The sequence below is a fragment of the Acidaminococcus hominis genome (assembly GCF_022484025.1).
Classification (GTDB): Bacteria; Bacillota; Negativicutes; order Acidaminococcales; family Acidaminococcaceae; genus Acidaminococcus; species Acidaminococcus hominis.
In genome coordinates this window covers 1,975,227-1,995,741 of sequence record NZ_JAKVMG010000001.1, presented here as the reverse complement: position 1 = coordinate 1,995,741, position 20,515 = coordinate 1,975,227, and the positions used below count along the sequence as shown (strand labels likewise).

Below are 20,515 nucleotides of genomic sequence, written 5' to 3'. Positions count from 1 at the left end.
TATAAATAAAACTATAGAAAGACTCTATCATAAAGCAATAAATCTTGTATTAGATTAATCAGTCAATTCAAAGTATAATGAACTTAACGAAACGGAATAATTAGAAGATTCCGTGTGAAGAATGCAAAGGAGAGATAATAATGGCAAGAGAAGTAACTCCCGAAGAAATTGCTGTCTGTGAAGAGAAAATTGCCCGTGCTCATGCAGCACAAAAGATTCTGGAAACCTATGATCAAAAACGTATTGATAGACTGTGCCAAGCTGTAGCAGCCGCTGTATGCGACCTGAAGGTTTGGGGCAAGATCTGCGACGAAGCCGTTGACGAAACCCGTCTGGGCGACAAAGTCTCCAAGAGAAACAAGAGAAACAAAATCAAATTGATCCTGAGAGATTGCCTGCGCAACCCCAGCATCGGTGTAGTAGAAACCATTCCTGAAAAAGGCATTGTGAAATATGCAAAACCCGTTGGCGTAATCGTTTCCCTGGTTCCGACCACCAACCCCTGCCTGACTCCTGCTGGCCAGATTCTGTTTGCTATCAAATGCAGAGACACTGTTGTCTTCTCTCCGCATCCCAGAGCTAAGAACATCACCAACAAGACCATCAACCTGATCCGTGACACCCTGGTTCGTGAAGGCGCTCCTGCCGACATCATCCAAGGCGTTGAAAAACCCAGCATTGCCCTGTCTTCCGAACTGATGAAACGGGCTGACCTGATCATCGCTACCGGCGGACGGCCCATGGTTAAGGCTGCTTACAGCCAGGGCGTTCCTGCCTATGGTTCTGGCGCCGGCAACGCTACCGTTATCATTGATAACACCTGCAACACTCCGGAACGTCAAAAAGAAGCTGCTGCCAACACCCGGATTTCCAAGACTTCCGACTTTGGTTCTGGCTGCTCCTGCGACGGCAACCTGGTTATTTCTGAAGAAGTTTACGATGGCTTCGTAAAAGCCCTGGTTGAAGAAGGCGCTTACCTGGCCAACGAAGAAGAAGCTGAAAAGATTAAAAAGGTTATGTGGGATGAAACCGGCCACCGTCTGCCTGACACCGTTGCCGTTAGCCCGCAAGCCCTGGCTGAAGCTGCTGGCTTCACCATCCCTGCTGACCGTAAATTCATCGCTGTAACTGGCGGCGGCATCGAACATATCGGCAAACAATTCTTCTTCTCCAGCGAAAAACTGACCACCCTGCTGACCCTGTTCAAATACAAAGGCGAATTCGAAAACGCTCTGGATATGATGAGAGCTATCTTCGAAGTAGGCGGCAAAGGCCACTCCTGCGGCATCTACTCCTTCGATGATGACCATATCGATCGTCTGGGCAAAGCAGCTCCTGTTTCCCGTATCATGGTTCGTCAACCTAACAACAGAGGCAACTCTGGTTCCGCTTGGAACGGCATGCCTCCGACCTCTTCCATGGGCTGCGGCACCTGGGGCGGCAACATTGTTTCCGAGAACATCTCCCTGAAACATTACATGAACACCACTTGGGTATCCCGTCCTCTGGAATACGATATGCCTTCCAACGAAGAACTGTTCGGTGACTTCTTCAAACCGGGCATGGACGAAGAATAATCCAGCTTGACCATTTTCTTGGCACCATTTGCGAATTACTCATATTGAATCCTCTTATAGATAAGAAGGATGTGCGGCTTTTCCCCTCTAATGGCCGCGCATCCTTCTTTCTTTACAGGAAAAGTTAACCTGTAATAAATGGTGCAATTGTTTACAAAAATTTAAAATTTGTGGCAAGAATGTTTGACAGCAGTAACTTTGGGTGGTATACTTTTAGTCACTTATAGCAAACCAGTAGGATAGTAGCATGGAAAGAGGTAAGCCAAATGAGCGAAGTAGTAAAGGTAAAGAATGTACGTATCGGCGAAGGAATGCCCAAGATTGCCATCCCCATTTCGGACAGCGATTACGCAGGGGTGCGGAAATCCGTGAATCTAATCATGAATTCCCCCTGTGACCTGATTGAATGGAGAGCAGATTTCTTCAACAATGTAACGGATCCGGAAGTTCGGATTAAACCCATGACCCTGTTCCGGGACCAGTTGTGGAACCTGCCGCTGCTCTTCACCGTCCGCACGGACGTAGAAGGCGGCATGATGGAAATCGATACCCAGGACTATGTGGATCTGCTCCTGGCGGTTATTGACAGCGGCCTGATTGATCTGGTGGACGTGGAACTGTCCCGGGGCGAAAAAGCCATGAAGACCATTGTAGAGGCGGCCCACGAAGCCGGCGTCAAGGTGGTTGGCTCCCGGCACAATTTCAAGAGTACCCCGGACAAGGACATCATCGTCCGGAACCTGTGCAAGATGCAGGACCTGGGCTGTGACATTGCCAAATTCGCCGTGATGCCCCAGTCGGAACGGGATGTGCTGACCCTGTTGGATGCCACCCTGACCATGAAGGAAGAACACGATGAAACGCCGGTGATTACCATGTCCATGGGGCACAAGGGCGTCATCAGCAGGATCTGCGGCGAAGCCTTCGGTTCCTGCATTACCTTCGGCACTGCCGGCAAAGCTTCGGCACCGGGACAGCTGCCAGCCAACGGCCTGTCCATATTCTTAAAGAGCCTGGCCTAAAAGCGTACAGGTGTGGTGAGAACTGCACCTGTTTTTTTATGGGCTAAAGGGGAAAACGGAGAAATTTGTCCGTTTATTTTTCCTTCAGCACCCAGCTTTGCAACAACTGGCAGCGGTCTTTTGGACCGCTGCTGAATTTTTTGTAAATACAGGATTGTTTTGCGGTATAATAGAAGGTGAACGAACCTGCCGGCGCGGCAGTCTAAAGAGGGGGCATACAGATGGATAAGAAACAACCCATTGGCGTAATCGATTCAGGAGTAGGGGGCTTGACGGTGCTGAAATGGCTCCGGGCAAAAATGCCCCACGAGGATTTTATCTTTATCGGGGATACGGCACGGACGCCCTATGGCAACCGGTCCCGGGAACAGATCATTGAATTTGTAGGGGATATGACCGCCTACCTGGACAAACGGCACATCAAGCAGCTGGTGGTGGCCTGCAACACCATTACGGTGCTGGGTAAGGACGTGATCCAAAACGGGTATGACTTTTCCGTTATCGGTATGGCCAAAGGCGCCCGGATGGTGAAAGGCGTAACCAAGAACAAACGGGTGGGCTTTGTGGCCACGGACTTTACGGTGTCCACCGGGGCCCATAAACGGGAAATCCAGGCCATGGACCCGGAAATCCAGGTGTTTGGGCAGGGCTGCCCTAAATTTGTGCCCCTGATTGAAGGGGAGAAATTTGGCACTCCGGAACTGGCCAGCGCCGTACAGGAATATGCCGACGACCTGAAGGCCCATGACGTGGATACGGTGCTCCTGGCCTGCACCCATTATCCCTTCGTCCGGGAAGAGCTGCAAAAGGCCCTGGGATCCCAGGTGACCATTCTGGACCCGGCAGAGCGGACCACCCAGGATGCCATCGAGGACCTGGCGGCCCGGGGACTGGCCCAGACGGAAGGCATCGGGGAAACGGAAATCTGCTTTACCGCCGATGTGGAACGGGGCCAGCGGCTGGCCCAGCGGGTCATGGACACAAACGGCTGCGTCTTCAAGCTGATTCAATTATGATAAAGCAAAAACAGGATGTATGACCCTGGTGGTCACACATCCTGTTTTTTGCTTTCCCCAGAAGCGTTCCCCTGCCTGGGGGTTTTTGAGTTCCGGGCAATAAACCGGAAGATGAAATCCCGGATCACGTGGCTGGGGGTAGTGCCCTGCTGCCGGCAGAGCTCCCCAAACCGCCGGAGGGGCTCCTCCTCCATGCGCACCGACAGGCGTTTTTTCTTGAGGTATTTATCTTCTTCCCAATCTTCCATAGGCATCCATCCTTTCTGGTGGGCCCGGCGCCCCGGATTCCCCAATCCGGCTTTAGCCAGGCCCTACAGCTTCCCTTACTTTCAGTATAGCAGGGAGGGTGGGGTGAAATCCTCCCAGGTAAGTGTTTGGGGAAATTAATCCCCGGCGGCCACCTGGTAGGTTTCCCCGGTTTCCTCATCCCGGACCTCCAGGCTGCAATGCAGCCCCTCCAAAATCCGCAGCAGGGTTTCCAGATTGGGCTCCCGCTTCCGGTTCACGTACAGGGACAGGGAGTCCTTCCGGATGCCCGTCCGTTCCGCCAGGTCCCGCTGGTGCAGGCTGCGGTCTGCCAATTTTTCCTTGATGATCTCTGTAATATCCATAGGCTCCTCCTTTGCTGCCTCCTGCCAGGGCAGGGGGCAATCCTGCGTTTTTCCATACTTTCAGTATAGCAGGAAGGGTGGGGCGAAATCCTCCCAGAAAAGAGCCGTTTTGGGGCATAAAAAAACAGGTCTCCGTCTCCCTGGGGAGACCGGAAACCCGGCAGGTCCAAAAAAGGGTAAAAAAATGGAGCTACTGATAGGATTCGAACCTACGACCCTCTCATTACGAATGAGATGCTCTACCAACTGAGCTACAGTAGCATTCATGGAGAGTATTTTACCATGTTTTCCGCTTTTTTTCAAGGCCTGATCTGTATTTTTCGGGCGGCAAACGGAAGATTTTGGGAGCGTATAAAGTTAACCTGTTTTTTGCAATTTCCAGAAAATAGCGGTATAATCAAAAGCAAACAGAATAGAGAAGCCGGCGGTGAAAACCGCAGGGTAGGGGAGCTTGCAGGCAGAAATGCCGGACAGGCTGAGAGGAAGGTAGGCCCTTCGACCCGTGAACCTGATTTGGATAATGCCAACGTAGGGATGCAAACGAGCAAAACGGCAAGAGAAGTTACCCGGATTCAGGTGGCTTCTCTTTTTTGTTGTCCCAAAACAAGGAGGCCTTGGAAATGCGAATCAATGGAAAAGAAGAAAAGGCTGAGGGCCGGACCCTGCTGGCGTACCTTCGGGAGCGGCAGATCGACCTGGGCAACGTAGCCGTGGAACGAAACGGGGACATTGTGCCCAAAAGCCAGTATGCCTCGGTGCTGCTCCAGCCGGAAGACGTGCTAGAGATCGTGTCGTTTGTAGGCGGGGGCTGAGATGCTCAGCCAAAAAGAATGGTTTGACGCCCTGGAAAGCCGCCACGGAGCGGCGCGTCAGGCCAAATTCCGCCAGGGCCGGGTGGCCATTTGCGGGCTGGGGGGCCTAGGCTCCCGGGTAGCGGAGCTTTTGGTCCGGGCTGGGGTAGGACACCTACGGCTGGTGGACGACGACCGGGTGGAAGCCACCAATCTCAACCGGCAGCTGTATTTTATGGACCAGCTGGGCCAGTACAAGGCGGAGGCCCTGGTGGCGAGCCTGCGGCGGATTACCCCCTACGCAGAGTTGGTGCCCCGGATCCTGCGGCTGACGGCGGAAAATATCCCCCAGGAGCTGGCCGGCTATGACTTGATTGTAGAAGCCTTTGACGGGCCCCGGGAAAAGGCACTTTTGTGCAATACGGTCCGGGAGTGCTTTCCCCAGGCGGTGCTGGTGGCCGCCTCCGGTATGGCCGGCTTTTCCTCCGGCAACCGGGTCCGGGTGCGCAAACTGTCCCCTCATTTTTACCTGTGCGGGGACAGGACGGCGGATATCCGGGACGGAGACGGGCTCTACGGGGCCCGGGTCAATTTGTGTGCGGCCCAGGAGGCCCTTACGGTGCTTCAGCTGCTAGCTGGAGAAACAGAAAAAATTGGAAAGGATGAATACTATGAACGCAAATGATACTTGGCAGCTGGGAGGCAAAATCTTCCATTCCCGCTTTATTCTGGGCTCGGGGAAATATTCCCTGCCGTTAATTCAAACGGCCATTCAGGACGCCGGTGCCGAAATGATTACCCTGGCGGTCCGCCGGACCAATACCACTGGACAGGACAATATCCTTCAGTACATTCCCCAAGACGTAACCCTGCTGCCCAATACCTCCGGCGCCCGGAATGCCCAGGAGGCGGTGCGCATTGCCAAACTGGCCCGGGAACTGGGCTGCGGGAACTTCGTGAAAATTGAAATCATGCGGGACAGCCGGTACCTGCTGCCGGACAACCAGGAAACCATCAAGGCCACGGAACTTCTGGCCCAGGACGGCTTTGTGGTGCTGCCCTATATGTTCCCGGACCTGAATGCGGCCCGGGACCTTGTCAGTGCCGGGGCTGCGGCTGTTATGCCTCTGGCTGCGCCCATTGGCTCCAACCGGGGCCTGTCCGCCCGGGACTTTATCCAGATCCTCCTGGACGAAATTGACCTGCCCATCATTGTGGACGCGGGCATTGGCCGGCCTTCCCAGGCCTGTGAAGCCCTGGAAATGGGGGCCGCTGCGGTAATGGTAAATACCGCCCTGGCCACTGCCGGGGATTTACCTCTCATGGCCCAGGCCTTCCGCAGCGCGGTGGAAGCCGGTAGGAAAGCGTATCTGTCCGGCCTGGGACGGGTGCTCAGCCGGGGCGCCGCCTCCAGCGATCCCTTGACTGGCTTTTTGCGGGAGGATGCCTGATGGAAGAAGAAAATCAATTTTTGGTGGACGGCAAGAATCTAACCCCGGCTGCCCTGAAACGGAAACACCAACTGGAAAACGACCCTTCCTGCCGGAAGGACCCGATGGAATACCTGCCCGGCATGGAGCAGCTCCAGTCGGAGGTTCGGGAAAAGGTTATCAGCCAAATGGAGTCCTATGACCCCAGCGCCTATACGGCGGTGGACGTGCGCCGGGCCCTGTGCCATGAGCGGGTGACCGTGGAGGACCTGAAGGCGCTGCTCAGCCCGGCGGCGGAGCCCTTCCTGGAAGAACTGGCCCAAAAGGCCCGGGCAGTTACCAGCCGGCATTTTGGCAACACGGTGTATCTGTTCACACCCCTGTATCTGGCCAACTACTGCGAAAACTACTGCATCTACTGCGGCTTCAACTGCTACAATCCCATCCACCGGCTCCAGCTCACCGGGGAGCGGATGGAGCAGGAAATGCAGGTAATCGCCCAAAGCGGCATGGAGGAAATCCTGCTGCTTACCGGGGAAAGCCGGGCCAAAAGCAGCGTGGAGTATATCGGGGAGGCCTGCAAGCTGGCCGCCAAGTACTTCAAGAACGTGGGTCTGGAGGTCTACCCCATGAACACCGACGAGTATCGGTATCTCCATGTCTGCGGGGCGGATTCGGTCACCGTATTCCAGGAGACCTACGATCTGAAAAAATACGAAACCCTGCATCTCTTGGGGCACAAACGGGTATGGCCCTACCGGTTTGATTCCCAGGAACGGGCCCTTAGGGGCGGCATGCGGGGGGTGGGCTTTTCAGCCCTTTTGGGGCTGTCCAATTTCCGCAAGGACGCCCTGGCCACAGCCCTTCACGTGTATTACCTCCAGCGGAAGTATCCCTGGGCGGAAATGAGCCTGTCCTGCCCCCGGCTGCGGCCCATTATCAACAACGCCTCCATCAACCCCCAGGACGTAGGGGAGCGCCAGCTGTGCCAGATTCTCTGCGCCTACCGGCTGTTCCTGCCCTTTGCAGGAATTACCGTTTCCAGCCGGGAATCCGCGGCCTTTCGCAACGGCATTGTGCGCATTGCGGCCACCAAGGTCTCCGCTGGGGTGTCCACGGGCATCGGGGACCACGAGGAAAAGTATACTGGAGAGCAGAGCGGGTCCGAAGGGGACGAACAGTTTGAAATCCAGGACGGCCGGAGCCTCCGGGCCATGACGGAGGATCTGGACCGGGAAGGCCTCCAGCCGGTGCGCAATGACTACCTTTACGTGTAGCCTGCCCTTTGGCTGCGTCACCCACCGCCAGCTGTACCAGGTTCCCCTGCTGGAACAGGTGGAAGGGATTTTGGCCCAGCGGCCTGCGGCCCTGCTGCTTCGGGAAAAGGATTTAAATCCAGAGGTTTATCGGCAGCTGGCCCGGCAGGTCCTCTCCCTGTGCCGCCGGGCCGGGGTGCCCTGCATTCTGCATTTTTACCCGGAAGCGGCCCGGGAACTGCGCCCCGAGGGCCTGCACCTGCCGCTTCCGGTGTTGGAGCGCCTTAGGCCGGAGGAACGGGCCGCCCTGCCGCCCCTGGGAGCCTCCTGCCATAGCCTGAAAGACGTCCTTACAGCGGCGAAACTAGGTACCGCAAGGGTGACGTTGGGTCATATCTATACCACCGCCTGTAAGCCAAATTTGGCCCCCAGAGGGGTGACGCTGCTCCAGGAGGTATGCCGCCGCTCCCCGGTGCCCGTCTGGGCTATCGGAGGCGTTACCCGGGAAAAGCTCCCGGAGCTTGCTGCTGCCGGGGCTGCCGGAGCCTGGGGTATGGGAGCTTTTGCGCAGCTGCCGGAAAAATAAAAAACGAGGCTGGAAAAATGAACATTCATTTTTCCAGCCTCGTTTGCGTGTGTGTGGTTTTGTCTTGCGTTCAGGGGCAAGTCCCTTATTTGTTCAGCATGTATTCGGCCATATGGGCGGCAGCTTTCTTGCCGGCACCCATAGCCAGGATTACGGTAGCGGCACCTGTGGCAGCGTCACCGCCGGCGTACAGGCCGGGCACGGACGTAGCACCGGTTTCCTCGTCAGCCTGGACGCAGCCTTTTTTGGTCAGCTCCAGGTCGGGGGTGCCTTCGTAGCTCATGGGGTTGGGGGACGTACCAATGGCCATGATTACCATGTCCACCGGCAGGTCGTATTCGCTGCCCTCAATGGGTACAGGACGGCGGCGGCCGGAAGCGTCCGGTTCGCCCAGCTGCATCTTCTGGCAGGTTACGGCGCAGACACGGCCGGTGTCGTCTCCATGGATTACCAGGGGAGCGGTCAGGAAGTCAAACTGGATGCCTTCTTCCTTGGCGTGATGGATTTCTTCCAGCCGGGCAGGCAGTTCAGCCTCGCCCCGGCGGTACAGTACATGCACGTCCGCACCCATCCGGCGGGCACACCGGGCCGCATCCATGGCCACGTTGCCGCCGCCGACTACGGCAGCACGCTTGCTGTGGAGGATGGGGGTGTTGCTCCGGGGATCATAGGTCTTCATCAGGTTGGTCCGGGTCAGGTATTCGTTGGCGGAATATACGCCTACCAGGCCTTCTCCGGGAATCTTCATGAATTGGGGCAGACCGGCACCGGAAGAAATGAAGACGGTTTCAAACCCATGTTCAAACAGTTCAGGAATGGTCAGTACCTTGCCGATAACCATATCGGTTTCGATGGTAACGCCCATTTTCTTTAATTTATTCACTTCCTGGGCCACAATGGCTTTGGGCAGGCGGAATTCAGGAATGCCGTAGCTCAGCACGCCGCCGGGCACATGGAAAGCTTCAAAAACGGTAACGTCAAAGCCTTTTTTGGCCAGTTCCCCAGCGCAGGTCAGGCCCGCAGGGCCGGAACCGATGACCGCGGCCTTGTGGCCGTTTTTGGGAGCGGTTTCCGTGTTTTCTGCGTTGTTGTGGGCAGCCCAGTCGGAGACAAACCGTTCAATCCGGCCGATGGAAACAGATTCCTGTTTGATGCCCCGGACGCATTTGCCTTCGCATTGGTTTTCCTGGGGGCAGACCCGGCCAGAAATCCGCGGCAGGGCATTGGCCCCGGACAGAATTTCGTAGGCAGCGGCAAAGTCGCCTTCAGCGGTCTTTTCCAGGAATTGGGGAATGGGAATGCCTACCGGGCAGCCGGTTACGCAGGCAGGATTGTTGCATTGCAGGCAGCGGCGGGCTTCATTGATGGCTTGTTCCGGCGTGTAGCCCAGCGCTACTTCCAGGAAGTTGCATTTGCGGACGTCCGCCGGCTGTTCCGGCATGGGCGTTTTGGTAGCTTGCAGGTTCAGATTCGGATTAGGCATGTTGGCGTTTTCCTCCCGTCAGGCGGCAAAGATGTTCTTCCCGCTCTTTAGATTCAAATTCCGTATAGGAACGGTTCCGGGCAATGGCTTCATCATAATCAATCTTGTGGCCGTCAAAGTCCGGGCCATCCACGCAGGCAAAGCGCAGTTTTCCGTCCACCGTTACCCGGCAGCAGCCGCACATGCCGGTGCCGTCGATCATCAGGGGGCTCATGCTTACCGTGGTGGGGATATTATATTTTTTCGTCAAGAGGGAAGTAAACTTCATCATGGGCAGGGGTCCAATGGCAAATACATGGTCCAGCTTTTCCCCGCTGTTGATCAGTTCTTCCAGCTTGTTGGTGACAAAGCCGTGGTAGCCGTAGGTGCCATCATCCGTGCACATGTAGAGGTTGGTGGAAGCTGCCTTCATTTCCTTTTCCAGGATTACCAGATCTTTGGTTTTGAAGCCGCTGATCAGCTCTACCTTGTTGCCGGCTTCGTGCAGGGCACGGGCTACCGGCAGGGCAATGGCGCAGCCCAGGCCGCCGCCGACTACTGCCACATGGCCATAGCCTTCCACGGGGGTGGGTTTGCCCAGGGGGCCTGCCAGGTCAGCCAGGCAGTCGCCTACGTTTAGCTGGTCCAGGTCAATGGTGCTGGCGCCGATTTTCTGGTAAATCACGTCTACGCAGCCGTTTTCTGCAGAGGAGATGGTCAGGGGAATCCGTTCTGCATCCACGTTGGAACGCAGGATTACAAACTGACCAGCCTTGGCTTTGGCAGAAATCAACGGAGCGTACATGGAAATCCGCGTAATGTTGGGGTTCAGTACTTCCTTTTCTACAATCTCAAATCTACGAGGCATGGTTTCACATCCTTAATCTAGAGAGCCGCATCGCGGCGTATGGTATGAGAAAGGAAACAGGCGGAAACCTGTTTCCTTTCTTTGAAGAATACCGCATGTTGAATTAAAAAGCAAGATTGAAACAGATTTTGGCTTAATCTTTGATGCCGGCAATATTCTTGGCCAGCTGTTTTTTGCCGTCGATGTTCCCCTGGCGGGCAATCATGATCCGCTGGGCTTGAGGAGAACCGGCCCCGTGCAGGGATTCGGTCCGGTAGCCTACAGCAGCAGCGCCCAGGCACATATTTTCCAGGAAACGCATGATGCGCTGACGGTCTTCGGTGGAAACGTCAGGCCGGCCGGCAAAGAACTTGTTGCAGATTTCGCCGATGGTTTCCCCGTTGCGGCCCACTACCGTGTTGGACTTGAAGTCCGTTTCGGAAGGCATGGTCACCATCAGGCCGCCGGCAATGTCTTCTGCCAGGCGGACGATTTCGTAGGGGAACCGGGTGATGTTCTGCTTGCACACGTTGGCCAGCAGCATATCAATTTGGTAGTTCCCGGCTTTGGTGGGGCAGCCTTCGCAGGAGCAGGCAATGCCGCAGCTGTACAGGGTTTCGTTCAGGTGGGTCATTTCAATCAGTTTGTCTTTGATGTGGCTGGCTTTTTCTACGCCGTTGTATTCGGCAGCCAGGGCAGCGGCCCCAATCACCACATCGCCTACGCCTACTTTGCAGCCGCCGTAGGATTGACGGTGATAACCGGCAAACCGTTCTACCATCATGCCGGCAAATTCATATTCGCCGTTGAGGAAAATGTATTCGTTGGGAATGAACACATGGTCCAGTACCACCAGGGCTTCCTGGCCGCCGAATTTGGCGTTGCCCAGGTCAATGCAGGCACCGGGTTCCATTTTCCGGGTATCGCAGGATTGTCTGCCGTAGACCATGTACAGGCCATCTGCATCGGTGGGGCAGGCAAAGCTTACGGCGTAATCCTTGTCCGCTTCCTTCATGGAAATGGTGGGCATGAAAATGTGCCAATGGGAGTTGATGGAACCGGTCTGGTGCACCTTGGCGCCGCAGACTACAATGCCGTCCGGCCGTTTTTCCACTACATGGACGAACATATCGGGATCGGCTTGTTCATGGGGAGCCTTGGAGCGGTCCCCTTTGGGGTCGGTCATGGCGCCGTCCACGGTCAGGTCGTTATCCTGTACGTAGATCAGGAATTTCTTGAAGTTTTCATGGTAATGGGTGCCGTATTTTTCATCGATTTCATAGGTGGTGGAATAAACGGCATTGAAGGAGTCCATGCCTACGCAGCGTTGGAAGCAGCTGGCGGTCTTTTGACCCAGCAGGCGCTGCATCTTTACCTTCTTGATCAGGTCATCGGTGGATTGGTGCAGGTGGGTGAAGCGGTTTACCGTATGGCCGGTCAGGTTGGAGGTAGCGGTCATCAGGTCCTTGTATTTGGGATCCTGGGCCAGGGCATAGGTCATGGCTACAGAGTTGATGGAAGGACGGATAATGGGATGGTCCACCCAGTTATCAATCTTTTCCCCGAACATATATACTTTCGTGTGGAGCTTGCGCAGGCTTTCTACGTATTCAGCAGCAGTCATCAAAGTCATTTTGGGTTCTCCTTTATTGGAAAAAGAAATCCGATCCGCCGCCCGAAGGAGGCGGACCGGTTAGAGAGAGGGCTATATCATTATTTGCCGGCCAGGGCTGCGTAGGTGTTGTACCGTTCTTCCGCATCCCGTGCACACTTGTTGTACAGTTCTTCCGCCTTATCCGGGAAGGACAGCTTCAAGGATGCATACCGGTTCTGGCCCAGCAGGAAGGCCCGGAAGTCCCCAGTGGGTTTCTTGGAATCCAGGGTGAAGGGATTCTCGCCGGCTTTCTTCTTGTCGGGATCGAAGCGGTACAGATGCCAGTAACCAGCTTCTACGGCTTTCTTTTCTTCGTTCTGGCTGAGGCCCATGCCGCACTTCATGCCGTGTTCGATGCAAGGGCAGTAGCAGATAACCAGGGACGGGCCCGGATAAGCTTCAGCTTCCCGAATGGCTTTCAGGGTTTGGGCAGGATCGGCACCCATGGCTACCTGGGCTACGTACACATACCCATAGCTCATGGCCATCAGGCCCAGGTCCTTCTTCTTGGTTTCCTTGCCGCCGGCAGCAAACTTGGCAATGGCGCCAGCTTCGGTGGACTTGGAAGCCTGACCGCCGGTGTTGGAGTACACTTCGGTATCCAGTACCAGTACGTTGATGTCCCGGCCGGAAGCCAGTACATGGTCCAAACCGCCGTAGCCGATATCGTAAGCCCAGCCGTCGCCGCCGAAGGCCCAAACGCTCTTCTTGGCCAGGTATTCTTTATTGTGACGGATGAATTCCGCTTCTTCGCTGGCGTTGTTTTCCAGGGCAGCCAGCAGATCATCGCTGACCTTCCGGGATTCAGCCGTAACGTCTGCCTTGTCCAGGTAAGCCTGGCAGGCTTCCACAGCTACGCCCTTAGCCTTCAGGGCCGTAACGGAAGCTTTCAGTTCCCGTTTTACCGCATCTTGGCCCAGCAGGTAGCCGTAAGCGTATTCAGCGTTGTCTTCGAACAAGCTCATAGCCCAGGCAGGACCGAAGCCTTTCTTGTCCGTGCAGTACGGGGAAGAAGGAGTGGAGCCGCCGTAAGCGGAGGAGCAGCCGGAAGCGTTGGTGATGTACATCCGGTCGCCAAACAGCTGGGTAACCAGTTTGATGTATGGGGTTTCGCCGCAGCCAGCGCAGGCACCGGAGAATTCGAAATACGGTTTGGCAAACTGGGAGCTCTTGACGTTCTTGTCGCTGACCGCATCTTTCTTCACGGTAACGGTTTCTACAGCATAATCCCAATTGGGAGCTTCGCCCAGCTGGCTTTCCAGTGGTTTCATCACCAGGGCTTTTTCCTTGGCAGGGCACACATTGGCGCAGCTGCCGCAGCCGGTGCAGTCATACGGGGAAACCTGCATACGGAATTCGTATTGGCCAAGACCTGCACCCAAAGCTTTCTTGGTGGCAAAGCCGGCAGGAGCAGCCGCTTTTTCAGCAGCGTCCAGGAGTACAGGACGAATGGCTGCGTGCGGGCAAACCAGGGAGCACAGGTTGCACTGGATGCATTTATCCAGCTGCCATTCCGGTACATCCACAGCAGCCCCACGTTTTTCGTACTTGGTGGTGCCAGCCGGCCAGGTGCCGTCTTCCAGACCATACTTGGTGATGGTGGAAATCGGCAGGCTGTCGCCCTGCTGACGGTTCATGACTTCTACCACTTCCTGGATGAATTCCGGGTTCTTGTTTTCTACCGGAGCATCCTCAGCAGTCAGCCAAGCTTCAGGAATGGTTACCTGGTGCAGTTTTTCAATGCCGTATTCAATGGAAGCATTGTTCTTGTCTACCACTGCCTGGCCCTTTTTCTTGTAGTAGGTCTTATAGATGGCATCTTTCATGGCAGTAACAGCCTGATCGATGGGAATGACATTCAGCAGTTTGAAGAAAGCAGCTTGCAGAATGGTGTTGGTGCGGTTCCCCAGTCCAATTTCCCGGGCAATGGAGGTAGCATCAATGGTGTAGAACTTGGCTTTCTTGGCTGCCAGGGCCCGTTTCATGGTTGCCGGCAGGTGGGTTTCCAGTTCTGCATCGCTCCAGCCGCAGTTTAACAGGAAGGTGCCGCCTTCTTTCAGGTTGGCTACCATATCGTATTTATGCACGTAGGACGGGGTGTGGCAGGCTACAAAGTCAGCCTGGGTTACCAGGTACGGAGAACGGATGGGTTCTTTGCCAAAACGCAGATGGGATTGGGTCAGACCGCCGGATTTCTTGGAATCGTACACAAAGTAGGCTTGGCAGTATAGGTCGGTGGTATGGCCGATGATCTTGATGGAGTTCTTGTTGGCGCCTACGGTGCCGTCGGAACCCATGCCCCACAGTTCTGCACTGGTCTGGCCGGCAGGAGAGGTTTCGATTTCCTGGGTAACCGGCAGGGAAGTGAAGGTTACATCGTCCACAATGCCGATGGTGAAATCGTTTTTGGGTTTGTCCTGTTTCAGGTTGTCATAGACAGCCAGGATTTGGCCAGGAGTGGTATCCTTGGAGCTCAAGCCGTAGCGGCCGCCCACGATTTCCATAGGAATGCCCTTGTTCTTGTAGATGCTGCATACATCCTGGTACAGAGGTTCGCCCATGGCGCCAGGTTCCTTGGTTCGATCCAGTACGGCAATTTTCTTTACCGTAGCAGGAACGGCTTTCAGGAAGTAGTCGGCAGAGAACGGACGGTACAGATGAACGTTGATCAGGCCTACCTTTTCGCCTTTGGCTACCAGGTAATCCACGGTTTCCTTGGCAGTTTCTGCGCCGGAACCCATCATAATGATGATTCTGTCGGCATCGGCAGCGCCATAGTAGTTGAACAGATGGTAGCTGCGGCCGGTGAGTTTGTTGATTTCCTGCATGTAGTGTTCTACAGCATCAGGAATGGCAGCCACTCTCTGGTTGCAGGCTTCCCGGCATTGGAAGAAGATATCCGGGTTTACGGTGGTGCCGCGGGTAGCCGGATGTTCCGGGTTCAAAGCGTTTTTGCGGAAGGCCCGGATGGCATCGTAGTCTACCAAAGGCCGCAGGTCTTCGTAATCCAAAGCATCAATCTTTTGGATTTCGTGGGAAGTACGGAACCCATCAAAGAAATGCAGCACCGGCATCCGGCAGTGGATGGCAGCCAGGTGGGCAACAGCCCCCAAGTCCATAACCTGTTGCGGAGAAGAAGATGCCAGCATGGCAAAGCCCGTGTTCCGGACGGCCATTACGTCGGAGTGGTCACCGAAAATGGAAAGGGCATGGGCGGAAAGGGTACGGGCGGAAACATGGAACACGCCCGGCAGCATTTCGCCAGCGATCTTGTACATATTGGGGATCATCAGGAGCAGGCCCTGAGATGCGGTGTAGGTGGTGGTCAAGGCACCGGATTGTAGCGCACCGTGTACGGTACCGGAAGCGCCCCCTTCAGACTGCATTTCTACAACCTGAACCGGTTGTCCGAATAAGTTCAGCTTTCCGTTTGCAGCCCATTCATCTACGTGTTCTGCCATCGGAGATGAAGGGGTGATGGGGAAAATACCGGCTACTTCGGTAAATGCGTAGGAGATATAGGCAGCCGCCTGGTTGCCGTCCATCAACTCAATTTTCTTAGCCATTTTACGTCCTCCCTTAAATTGTTGTTCAAGAATAACCTTCTGCTTCACCGGGTCAGCCAATCATTGGGTAATGACTGACAATCGATCCGGCGCAAGCGGACCGATTTTTGAAGTTATCTCATATATACCCTTTTTTGGCCTCCGGTGCTTTGCACTCCATCGCATATATTTTGCTTTTTTTCACACCAGGCCACCAAAGCCTCCTGAAAAAATGCCAAAAAAGCAGGAGAAAACGGCGCAAAGCAAGGCGCCGTGCGGCTTCCTGGACTTTGCAGGAATCCCTTCCGCCAGTTGGAGAAAAAAAGCAAAATTGCTATATAAGGAAGGCTTTTGTCCCTTTGCCAACCATCCGACAAACGGCAAAAAAATAATGGGTTGTCGCAAAGAACCCAAAACCTGTACTAGCTATAATGAGGACAACAAAACAAAGAGCTGCTTCCGCTAAACCTAAGCAGTTTATAACAGCCCGGCCAGAGCCGGCAGCTGTAAAAGGAGGAAATATAAAATGGATATGAGCTATTTGAAAGACATGCCTATTGCAGTTCTGGGCGGCGGTGCCGTTGGTAAGACCATGGCAGCTGACTGCGCTTTGGCTGGCAAGGAAGTTCGGATCTGGGACCAACCTGCTTTCGCAAAACGCAACTTCGTCAACATTGAAAAAACCGGTATTACCCTGAGCGGCAACCAATTCTCTTATTTTGGTTACAATCGCAAAGGCACTGCAAAGGTTGCCCTGGCTACCGATGACATGGCTAAAGCTGTAAAAGGCGCCGGCATCATCATCGTTGCTACGGTAGCTCTGGCTCACGAAAACCTGTTCCGTGAACTGATTCCTCTGCTGGAAGATGGCCAAGTCATCCACATCCTGCCGGATAACTGTGGCACCTTCATTTTCCGCAAATTGATGCGTGAACTGAACTGCACCAAGAAAGTCATCGTAGGTGCTTGGTACACTGCTCCTTACGGCATCCGTGTTGTAAAACGCGGCGGCGTTACCACCAACGAATGCAAAGTAGAAGACAGAATCACCACCATCCGCGGCTGCGCTCTGCCTATGACCGATAACGATGCCTTCATGGCTTCCGCTTGGTACATTCCTGCATTCGGCGCCATCATGGACGCTGAAGGCGAAGTAACGGTTGCTAAAGACGGCAGCGAATACCATCATGGTTTCGTAACCGGCAACACCGTTCTGGATATCAACCTGTCCAACGTTAACCCTGTAATCCACGTTCCTGGCACCGTTCTGGGCGTATCCACCATGCAGAACTTCGACACCGTTCTGGGTCAAGAAAAGAAGAACTACTCCCTGTATGGTTTCGCTCTGTGCCCCGGCATTGCTGAAGTACAAGCTCAATTCTGGGAAGAAGAAAAAGAATTGGCCAAAGCTATGAACATCGGCCTGTGCACTGTAAACTATGAAGACTTCTTCTCCCGTACCACCATGTACGGCAAAGAATACATGGGCCCTGACTTCGCAGTTCCCTTTAACGAAAGATACGAAAACTTCTTCGGCGATGGCCCGTTCGACCTGGAAAACCGCTACATCACTGAAGACGTTCCTGTTGGCTGCTACCTGATGAGCCAATTGGGCAAGAAATACGGCGTAAAGACCCCGATCATCGATGCTATGATCCTGCTGGCTTCCACCATGCTGAAACGCGACCTGGCTGGCGAAAGCAAGTACACCCTGGATTACCTGGATATCGGCCACATGAACGACGAACAACTGCAGAAATACCTGCGTGAAGGCGTCTTCACCCCGAAAAAATAATAGGAAGCTTGTTTAGCATCATATATAGCAGGAGCTGCTGGTTCCCTTGGGAGCCGGCAGTTCCTGTTTTTTTGCGTGAAAAGCAGCAAAAATCCCCGAAAAAACGAATCCTGTTACTCCTGCAAAAACCGCAAATGTCAGAATATTTTGCGCAAAACAATTTGCGGGCATGCAAAAATAATTTAGCCAAAAGCCGTTATTTTTTGCAGTTTGGCTGCTCTTTGGCCCTGAAATTGTACTGGAAATCAGGAAAACAGGATTTTCTTCCCAAAAGGGGCAAAGTCCCCGGAAGGCACAGCCCGTGCGGGTTTTCAAGACTGAATTACCTGAAAATTGGCAAAGTACAGGCAATGCTGACAAAAGATTTTTTAAATTGGCACGGTTTTTGCAATACATATAGGCGAAAGCATTGGAGAGGTCTCCAAAAAAGAAATTGGCCCGTAAGTGTTGGCAGTCGATAGCCGGAAAGTGATAAGGAGGAGTTTTATCATGGCAAAAGAGTATTTGAAACGGATTGAAGCATTGCGCAAACAGTACCTGGAAACCCGGGTGGACATGGACGTTTACAACGCAAAGTATTTGACCGAAGGCTTCAAGGAATCTGAAGGACAACCCTGGATCATCCAAAAGGCCACTGGGTATTATCATCAGTGCAGAGATAAGAACATCTACATTCTGCCCCATGAACTGTTGGTCGGCGGCGTAGCCTTTAAACCCCGTGCCGGCGTTCTGTGCGCTGACAGCTCTGCTTCCATCATTGACCGGGAATTGGATACCATCAGCACCCGTCCCTATGACCCGTTCTACCTGAGCGAAGAAGGCAAGAAGGTCTTCAAGGAAGATGTTTCCGATTACTGGAAGAACAAATGCTTGTTTGACCGCTGGCGTCTGATGGCTCCCCAGGATATGAACACCCTGCGGGACAACGGCATCATTTATATCGACCGGAAAGCCGTCCGCGGCTATGGCGAAAATACCCCGGGCTGGACCCGCATCCTGACCAAAGGCTTGGGCGGCATCAAGAAGGAAGCCGAAGAAGCCCTGGCTAAACTGGACGATGCCAACCCTGGCGATCTGGAAAAGAGCTACTTCTACAAAGCAGAAATCATGGACTGCGATGCCATCGTTCTCCTGGCCAACCGTCATGCAGACCTGGCCGAAAAGATGGCTGCTGAAGAAAAGGACGAAACCCGGAAACAGGAACTCTTGAAGATTGCAGAAGTTTGCCGCTGGGTGCCTGAACATCCTGCCCGCACCTTCTACGAAGCTTGTCAAAGCATGCTGTCCTACGAATATGCAATCTTCATGGAACAGAACGCTTCTTCCTACAACCTGGGCCGTCTGGACCAATACCTGTATCCGTACTACAAAGCCGACAAGGCTGCTGGTATCCTCACCGACGATGACGCACAGGAACTGCTGGACTGCCTGTGGATCAAGATTGCTGAAATGTCCCTGTTCCAGGATGAAGTAACCGCCCAATATGCTGCTGGTTACTGCATCACGGTACAAACCTCCTGCGGCGGTATTGACCAATATGGCAACGATGCTTCCAACGAATTGTCCTACATGATGATCCAAGCTACCGAAGATGTCCGCTTCAAGGAACCGAACCTGGGCTTCACCTATGATATTGCCAAGAACCCGGATTCCCTGCTGCACAAGGCTGTTGAATCCATCAGCCGCGGCCTGACCATGCCGGCCATCTACTCCAACCAAGTTGGTATCTCCATGATGCAGAACAAGGGCGTGCCCCTGCGTGAAGCTTGGGATTGGAACCCCTGCGGCTGCGTAGAAACCAACCTGTCCGGCCGTATGAAACAATATACCGATATTGCCGATATCAACATGGGCGCCATGGTTGAATTGGCCCTGAACGACGGCGTCAGCCGCATTACCGGCAAACGGGTATCCGTTTCCACCGGCGATCCCCGGAACTTCAAGACCTTTGACGATTTCTGGAATGCCGTAATGAAACATATCGACTATGCGGTAGACGTTATCGTCAGCGGCAACCAGCTGCTGGATTACCTGAGCATGCGCTATCGTCCAGTACCTGCCCTGTCCCTGAGCTATGAACACTGCATGGAATCCGGCTTGGATTACAGCCAGCCCGGCGGTGCCAAATACAGCGCAGGCGGCGGCGTTATCACCGTTGGCCAGGCAGATATCATCAACTCCATCGCCGATGTGAAGTACCTGGTTTACGATACCAAGAAAGTTTCCATGGATACCCTGATCAAGGCCCTGGATGCCAACTTCGTAGGCTATGAAGACGTGCAGAAACTGTGCCTGGAAGCTCCCAAGTACGGCAACGATGATCCCAAAGCTGACTTCTGCGTAGGCGCTATCTACACTCACGTAGCTGACCAGTTCGAAAAATACAACACCAAGTTTGGTAAGATGACCATGGGCATGCTGCCTGTATCCGGCAACACTCCTATTGGTGAATGGGTTGGCGCACTGCCTTCCGGCCGTAAAGCCAAGACCCCTCTGACCGATGGTATCGGCGCTACCGGCGGTACCGACGTGAATGGTCCTACCGCACTGCTGAAATCCGTAAGCCATCTGCCGCATGCTCGTTATACCCAGGGCACCCAGCTGAACATGAAGTTCGAACCGGAACTGATTAAAGGCAACGGCGGCATGGTGAACGCCATGAACATGCTGAAGACCATGAACCTGTTGGATGTATACCATGTACAGATCAACTGCGTAGACCGGGATACCCTGATTGACGCCCAGAAGCATCCGGAAAACCACCGGGATCTGCTGATCCGTGTAGCTGGCTACACCGCCTTCTTCGTTGAACTGAGCAAGGAAACCCAGGACGAAATCATTGGACGTACCGAAATCAACAAGTGGCATGTAGACAAATGCTGCGTGGCTAAATAAGCGGATTATTTGAGAGGATGTGGGGAGT

At 54.2% G+C, this 20,515-nt stretch carries 18 protein-coding genes, 1 tRNA gene and 1 riboswitch; of the genes, 11 read left to right on the top strand and 8 right to left on the bottom strand.

Going from position 1 to position 20,515, the window contains the following annotated elements:
* The first annotated feature begins 140 nt into the window (after positions 1–140).
* The 3 genes from LKE88_RS08955 (at position 141) to murI (ending at position 3,615) form a co-directional block, all read left to right on the top strand.
* Positions 141–1,577 (top strand): aldehyde dehydrogenase family protein, encoded by a 1,437-nt coding sequence (locus LKE88_RS08955; protein ID WP_105326567.1) that lies wholly within the window; start codon positions 141–143, stop codon positions 1,575–1,577.
* A 266-nt stretch (positions 1,578–1,843) separates the two neighbouring features.
* Positions 1,844–2,599, top strand: coding sequence for a type I 3-dehydroquinate dehydratase (gene aroD / locus LKE88_RS08950; RefSeq protein ID WP_105326566.1), 756 nt, complete (start codon positions 1,844–1,846; stop codon positions 2,597–2,599).
* A gap of 221 nt (positions 2,600–2,820) precedes the next feature.
* A complete protein-coding gene (gene murI / locus LKE88_RS08945; RefSeq protein ID WP_105326565.1) occupies positions 2,821–3,615 on the top strand; it encodes a glutamate racemase in 795 nt (264 codons plus the stop codon).
* Between the two features lie 32 nt (positions 3,616–3,647).
* Here the strand turns inward: murI and LKE88_RS08940 are convergent, their stop codons facing one another.
* The 3 genes from LKE88_RS08940 to LKE88_RS08930 form a co-directional block, all read right to left on the bottom strand.
* A complete protein-coding gene (locus tag LKE88_RS08940; protein ID WP_105326564.1) occupies positions 3,648–3,863 on the bottom strand; it encodes a hypothetical protein in 216 nt (71 codons plus the stop codon).
* 135 nt (positions 3,864–3,998) lie between these two features.
* Positions 3,999–4,226 (bottom strand): helix-turn-helix domain-containing protein, encoded by a 228-nt coding sequence (locus LKE88_RS08935; RefSeq protein WP_105326563.1) that lies wholly within the window; start codon positions 4,224–4,226, stop codon positions 3,999–4,001.
* A gap of 185 nt (positions 4,227–4,411) precedes the next feature.
* Positions 4,412–4,487, bottom strand: a tRNA-Thr gene (locus tag LKE88_RS08930).
* Positions 4,488–4,659: 172 nt separating this feature from the next.
* Positions 4,660–4,778, top strand: a riboswitch (TPP riboswitch).
* Between the two features lie 68 nt (positions 4,779–4,846).
* Here LKE88_RS08930 and thiS point away from each other — a divergent pair.
* From thiS to LKE88_RS08905, 5 genes are read left to right on the top strand one after another with little or no spacing between them, the layout of a single operon-like run.
* The gene (gene thiS, locus LKE88_RS08925) at positions 4,847–5,038 is read left to right on the top strand and encodes a sulfur carrier protein ThiS (RefSeq protein ID WP_105326562.1); all 192 of its coding nucleotides are present in this window, start codon (positions 4,847–4,849) and stop codon (positions 5,036–5,038) included.
* A gap of 1 nt (position 5,039) precedes the next feature.
* Positions 5,040–5,702 carry a sulfur carrier protein ThiS adenylyltransferase ThiF gene (gene thiF, locus LKE88_RS08920; protein ID WP_105326561.1) on the top strand — a complete coding sequence of 221 codons (663 nt, stop codon included), beginning with the start codon at positions 5,040–5,042 and terminating at the stop codon, positions 5,700–5,702.
* Positions 5,689–6,468, top strand: coding sequence for a thiazole synthase (locus tag LKE88_RS08915; RefSeq protein WP_105326560.1), 780 nt, complete (start codon positions 5,689–5,691; stop codon positions 6,466–6,468). Before thiF ends, LKE88_RS08915 begins: the two co-directional genes overlap by 14 nt.
* Positions 6,468–7,724: a 2-iminoacetate synthase ThiH gene (gene thiH / locus LKE88_RS08910; RefSeq protein WP_276803406.1), complete on the top strand. Its 1,257-nt coding sequence runs from the start codon at positions 6,468–6,470 to the stop codon at positions 7,722–7,724. Before LKE88_RS08915 ends, thiH begins: the two co-directional genes overlap by 1 nt.
* A complete protein-coding gene (locus LKE88_RS08905; RefSeq protein ID WP_270441102.1) occupies positions 7,705–8,289 on the top strand; it encodes a thiamine phosphate synthase in 585 nt (194 codons plus the stop codon). Before thiH ends, LKE88_RS08905 begins: the two co-directional genes overlap by 20 nt.
* An 85-nt stretch (positions 8,290–8,374) precedes the next feature.
* Here LKE88_RS08905 and gltA read toward each other — a convergent pair whose 3' ends face one another.
* From gltA to nifJ, 4 genes are all read right to left on the bottom strand, one after another.
* The gene (gltA, locus tag LKE88_RS08900; RefSeq protein ID WP_105326557.1) at positions 8,375–9,772 is read right to left on the bottom strand and encodes an NADPH-dependent glutamate synthase; all 1,398 of its coding nucleotides are present in this window, start codon (positions 9,770–9,772) and stop codon (positions 8,375–8,377) included.
* The gene (locus tag LKE88_RS08895; RefSeq protein ID WP_118286813.1) at positions 9,765–10,619 is read right to left on the bottom strand and encodes a sulfide/dihydroorotate dehydrogenase-like FAD/NAD-binding protein; all 855 of its coding nucleotides are present in this window, start codon (positions 10,617–10,619) and stop codon (positions 9,765–9,767) included. The genes gltA and LKE88_RS08895 overlap by 8 nt, the downstream gene beginning before the upstream one ends.
* Positions 10,620–10,752: 133 nt before the next feature.
* Positions 10,753–12,231 carry a 4-hydroxyphenylacetate 3-hydroxylase family protein gene (locus LKE88_RS08890; RefSeq protein WP_118286814.1) on the bottom strand — a complete coding sequence of 493 codons (1,479 nt, stop codon included), beginning with the start codon at positions 12,229–12,231 and terminating at the stop codon, positions 10,753–10,755.
* An 80-nt stretch (positions 12,232–12,311) separates the two neighbouring features.
* On the bottom strand, positions 12,312–15,818 hold the full coding sequence (nifJ, locus tag LKE88_RS08885; protein ID WP_270441104.1) for a pyruvate:ferredoxin (flavodoxin) oxidoreductase: 3,507 nt from the start codon (positions 15,816–15,818) through the stop codon (positions 12,312–12,314).
* A 70-nt stretch (positions 15,819–15,888) separates the two neighbouring features.
* On the opposite strand from nifJ, the gene LKE88_RS08880 reads away from it, so the two are divergent.
* Positions 15,889–16,263, top strand: coding sequence for a hypothetical protein (locus LKE88_RS08880; protein ID WP_276803404.1), 375 nt, complete (start codon positions 15,889–15,891; stop codon positions 16,261–16,263).
* A 60-nt stretch (positions 16,264–16,323) separates the two neighbouring features.
* Complete coding sequence (locus tag LKE88_RS08875) at positions 16,324–17,592, top strand: NAD/NADP-dependent octopine/nopaline dehydrogenase family protein (protein WP_105326554.1); 1,269 nt, start codon at positions 16,324–16,326, stop codon at positions 17,590–17,592.
* Positions 17,593–17,610: 18 nt separating this feature from the next.
* On the opposite strand, the gene LKE88_RS08870 is transcribed toward LKE88_RS08875, so the two are convergent.
* Positions 17,611–17,907: a hypothetical protein gene (locus LKE88_RS08870; protein WP_105326553.1), complete on the bottom strand. Its 297-nt coding sequence runs from the start codon at positions 17,905–17,907 to the stop codon at positions 17,611–17,613.
* Between the two features lie 174 nt (positions 17,908–18,081).
* On the opposite strand from LKE88_RS08870, the gene LKE88_RS08865 reads away from it, so the two are divergent.
* Positions 18,082–20,487, top strand: a complete 2,406-nt coding sequence (locus LKE88_RS08865; RefSeq protein ID WP_105326552.1) for a glycyl radical protein — start codon at positions 18,082–18,084, stop codon at positions 20,485–20,487.
* Positions 20,488–20,515 lie beyond the last annotated feature (28 nt).